The sequence below is a fragment of the Clostridium sp. HV4-5-A1G genome (assembly GCF_900184915.1).
GTDB lineage: Bacteria > Bacillota > Clostridia > Clostridiales > Clostridiaceae > Clostridium_B > Clostridium_B aromativorans.
On sequence record NZ_FXYI02000271.1, the window covers coordinates 1 to 3,040 of the forward strand.

General features: G+C 32.0%; 5 protein-coding genes. 1 reads left to right on the forward strand and 4 read right to left on the reverse strand.

The window, feature by feature from the left end; genetic code table 11:
* Positions 1–91: 91 nt before the first annotated feature.
* Positions 92–1,111: an AI-2E family transporter gene (locus J5G60_RS17535; RefSeq protein ID WP_150359015.1), complete on the forward strand. Its 1,020-nt coding sequence runs from the start codon at positions 92–94 to the stop codon at positions 1,109–1,111.
* 74 nt (positions 1,112–1,185) lie between these two features.
* Here J5G60_RS17535 and J5G60_RS17540 read toward each other — a convergent pair whose 3' ends face one another.
* The 4 genes from J5G60_RS17540 to J5G60_RS17555 all read right to left on the reverse strand — a co-directional run bounded on the left by J5G60_RS17540 (position 1,186) and on the right by J5G60_RS17555 (position 2,989).
* The gene (locus J5G60_RS17540) at positions 1,186–1,623 is read right to left on the reverse strand and encodes an MOSC domain-containing protein (RefSeq protein WP_150359014.1); all 438 of its coding nucleotides are present in this window, start codon (positions 1,621–1,623) and stop codon (positions 1,186–1,188) included.
* A gap of 31 nt (positions 1,624–1,654) precedes the next feature.
* Positions 1,655–2,131 (reverse strand): cyclic pyranopterin monophosphate synthase MoaC, encoded by a 477-nt coding sequence (gene moaC / locus J5G60_RS17545; RefSeq protein ID WP_150359013.1) that lies wholly within the window; start codon positions 2,129–2,131, stop codon positions 1,655–1,657.
* Positions 2,132–2,149: 18 nt separating this feature from the next.
* A complete protein-coding gene (locus J5G60_RS17550; protein WP_150359012.1) occupies positions 2,150–2,644 on the reverse strand; it encodes a MogA/MoaB family molybdenum cofactor biosynthesis protein in 495 nt (164 codons plus the stop codon).
* A gap of 75 nt (positions 2,645–2,719) precedes the next feature.
* Positions 2,720–2,989, reverse strand: coding sequence for a hypothetical protein (locus J5G60_RS17555; protein WP_150359011.1), 270 nt, complete (start codon positions 2,987–2,989; stop codon positions 2,720–2,722).
* Positions 2,990–3,040 lie beyond the last annotated feature (51 nt).

Consider the following 3,040-nt stretch of genomic DNA (forward strand, 5'->3'; position numbering starts at 1 on the left):
ATATTATATAGACAATATTCCTTTAAAAGGTTATTATTAATACATTATATGCTTTATACATACTATATAATATATACCAAGGAGATATGATATGAGTTCCCTAAAAGATTTTTTTTCAAAAGATTCCATAAAAAGAATACTTTTTTTTATTGCTATACTTCTCTTTTTCTATTGGTCTAAATCCGTGTTTGACATATTCTTACTTACTTTCTTATTTTCCTATATAATGAACAGCCTTCAAAATCTGATATTAAGAAAGGTCCATAAAGTAACTGTAGCAAAAGAGAAATTTATTACTGTAATTTTATATACACTCTTATTTGTATCCATAGTATTAATTGTTGTAAAATTAGTTCCACAGCTTATAAATCAGACAAAATATATAATAAATAATATATCAGATTTTCAAATAAATTCGAAATCTTATTCAAATACGGTCCAAGGCTATTTAATAAACATGCTAAGTGAAATAGATATAAAAAGTTATTTGAAATCAGGATTCAATATATCTATACAGCTTGCTGCAAATATAGGAAAATGGAGTCTTAACACTTTTATTTCCATAATGCTCAGTTTATTTTTTATGCTGGAAAAACATAAAATTATTTCCTTCTTAAAAAAATTCAAACACAGTAAGATATCTGGATTATATGAATATCTATGTTTCTTTGGGGAAAATTTTTTAAATACTTTTGGTAAGGTAATTCAGGCTCAGATCTTAATAGCCTTTTTCAATACCATTGTATCTATAATAATGCTTTCCATATTGAATTTTCCTCAGCTGGTAACTATTGGCTTTATGATATTCATATTGAGCTTAATACCAATAGCCGGAGTGATAATATCCCTTATTCCATTGTGTATTATTGCCTTTAGCATAGGCGGCTTTACTAAAGTGGTATATGTATTGATCATGATTGCAATAATTCATGCTATTGAAAGCTATATCTTGAATCCTAAACTGATGTCTTCTAAAGTACAGCTTCCTATATTTTTTACCTTTATAGTGCTGATAGTTTCTGAACACCTTATGGGTATATGGGGTCTTCTCATAGGTATACCCCTGTTTATTTTCATATTGAATCTTCTAGGTGTAAAAACTGACGAATAGCAATTTTCATATATAAAATAAAGATGGATTTTTCCGAAAAATAATTTCTGGAAAAATCCATCTTTTTTACTCATTTACTTTTTAACTAAATCTATAGGATCTCCCTCACCTATCCATCCATCTTTAACTACTTTGGCGAACACACCTTCTCTGGGCATGATACAATCCCCCACCTGTTTACGTATGGCACATCCACTGTGACATTCTTTTCCAATCTGTGTAATCTCCAAAAGCACTTCCCCTACTTTGAGTACAGTTCCCACTGGAAGTTCATATAAAACGATACCTTCCGTAGTAAGGTTTTCTGCAAATTTTCCACTGGATAAACCTTTCACTCCGAGGGATTTCATCTTATCAATGCTCTCTTTTCCAAGTAGACTTACCTGTCTATGCCAATTTCCAGCATGAGCGTCATTTTCCAATCCATTATTTTGCCTGAATAATCCCTTACCTATAGGTTTTTTTATTTCTCCTTTTTTTTCACTTATGTTTACCGAAACAACCTTTGCCATAGTTTCTTTCTTCATCTCCTACAGAACATATTTAAAGTTTTCTTTTAAATAGACCAGACTTACCTCCACTTTTTTCAACAAGCATTATATCCGATATTACCATTCCCCTGTCCACAGCCTTACACATGTCATATACGGTAAGAGCTGCTGTACTGGCTGCCACCAATGCTTCCATTTCAACTCCCGTTTTTCCAGAAATTTTTGCAGAAGCCTCTATGTCAATTTTGGACTTTTCAAAATCCAGTGTAAATTTTATGTCACACCCTGTTATATTTAAAGAATGACACATTGGAATTATATTGGCAGTATTCTTTGCGGCCATAATCCCTGCCACCTGGGCTACCGATAAAACATCACCTTTTTTTGCCTTTCCCTCTGCTACAATGGATAATGTCTCTTTTTTCATATATACGGAAGCTATTGCTACCGCATATCTTTTTGTATTTTCCTTTTCGCTTACATCTACCATTCTCGCTCTACCCTGTTTATTTATATGTGTCAACTCCATAAGCTATTCTCCCTTTCTTCATTTTCTCTCACCACATTCAGAATCCCAGCCCATCAATATGTCAATACCATGGGGTAGTGCAGGCAATATGAATTGAAGATTCTCCGCTGCCCCCTTAGGGCTTCCAGGCAGATTTACAATCAATGTACTTTTTCTTATGCCGCACACTGATCTGGAAAGCATGGCCTTTGGAGTTATCTCCATAGATTTCATTCTCATAGCCTCTGCTACTCCCGGCACATTTTTTTCTATAACTTTTAAAGTAGCCTCTGGAGTAACATCTCTAGGTGAAAAGCCTGTCCCACCATTTGTAAGTACTAAATTTACTTTCAGCTCATCACAAACATAACACAATTCACTTTCTATATCCTCAATTTCATCAGGTATTATTTTGTAATATACAATGTTGTATTTAGACTTATCCAAAATATTTTTTATTTCAGGTCCAGTTTTATCGATTCTCTTCCCCTGTGACCCCTTATCACTTATTGTAATTACAGCAGTTTCTATCATAGTATAACCTAAAAGGTTTTCAGCTCCTTTCCCAGCTAATCCTTAAAATCATAACATTCTCTTATTTATTATTGGCTATTTTTTAATTTCATCATAATCCACATCTACAATTTTCTCACGTGAGATGTCAAAAGGTATATCTTCCTTTTTTCTTATATTATTTACGTTTTTATGCCTGAATTTATCTATTTTTCTATTTTTAAAATATTTCTTCACATTAAAGAAAGCAAATACAGCAACACCAGTTATCACAACTAAAGGTATTATCCTTATGAATATAAATACAGCAGCTAATGCCAACAAAACCTTGCAAACCAAAGAAAAATTTTTAAATATAAAATCCATATTACTCATCCCTTTATACCTTTATAATTATTATTATAAATTGATTATATC

Bases quoted from the DNA above. Each gene is read 5' to 3' on its own strand.
- J5G60_RS17540 (WP_150359014.1), bottom strand. From the start codon at position 1,623: ATGGCAAAGGTTGTTTCGGTAAACATAAGTGAAAAAAAAGGAGAAATA.
- moaC (WP_150359013.1), bottom strand. From the start codon at position 2,131: ATGGAGTTGACACATATAAATAAACAGGGTAGAGCGAGAATGGTAGAT.
- J5G60_RS17550 (WP_150359012.1), bottom strand. From the start codon at position 2,644: ATGATAGAAACTGCTGTAATTACAATAAGTGATAAGGGGTCACAGGGG.
- J5G60_RS17555 (WP_150359011.1), bottom strand. From the start codon at position 2,989: ATGGATTTTATATTTAAAAATTTTTCTTTGGTTTGCAAGGTTTTGTTG.
- J5G60_RS17535 (WP_150359015.1), top strand. From the start codon at position 92: ATGAGTTCCCTAAAAGATTTTTTTTCAAAAGATTCCATAAAAAGAATA.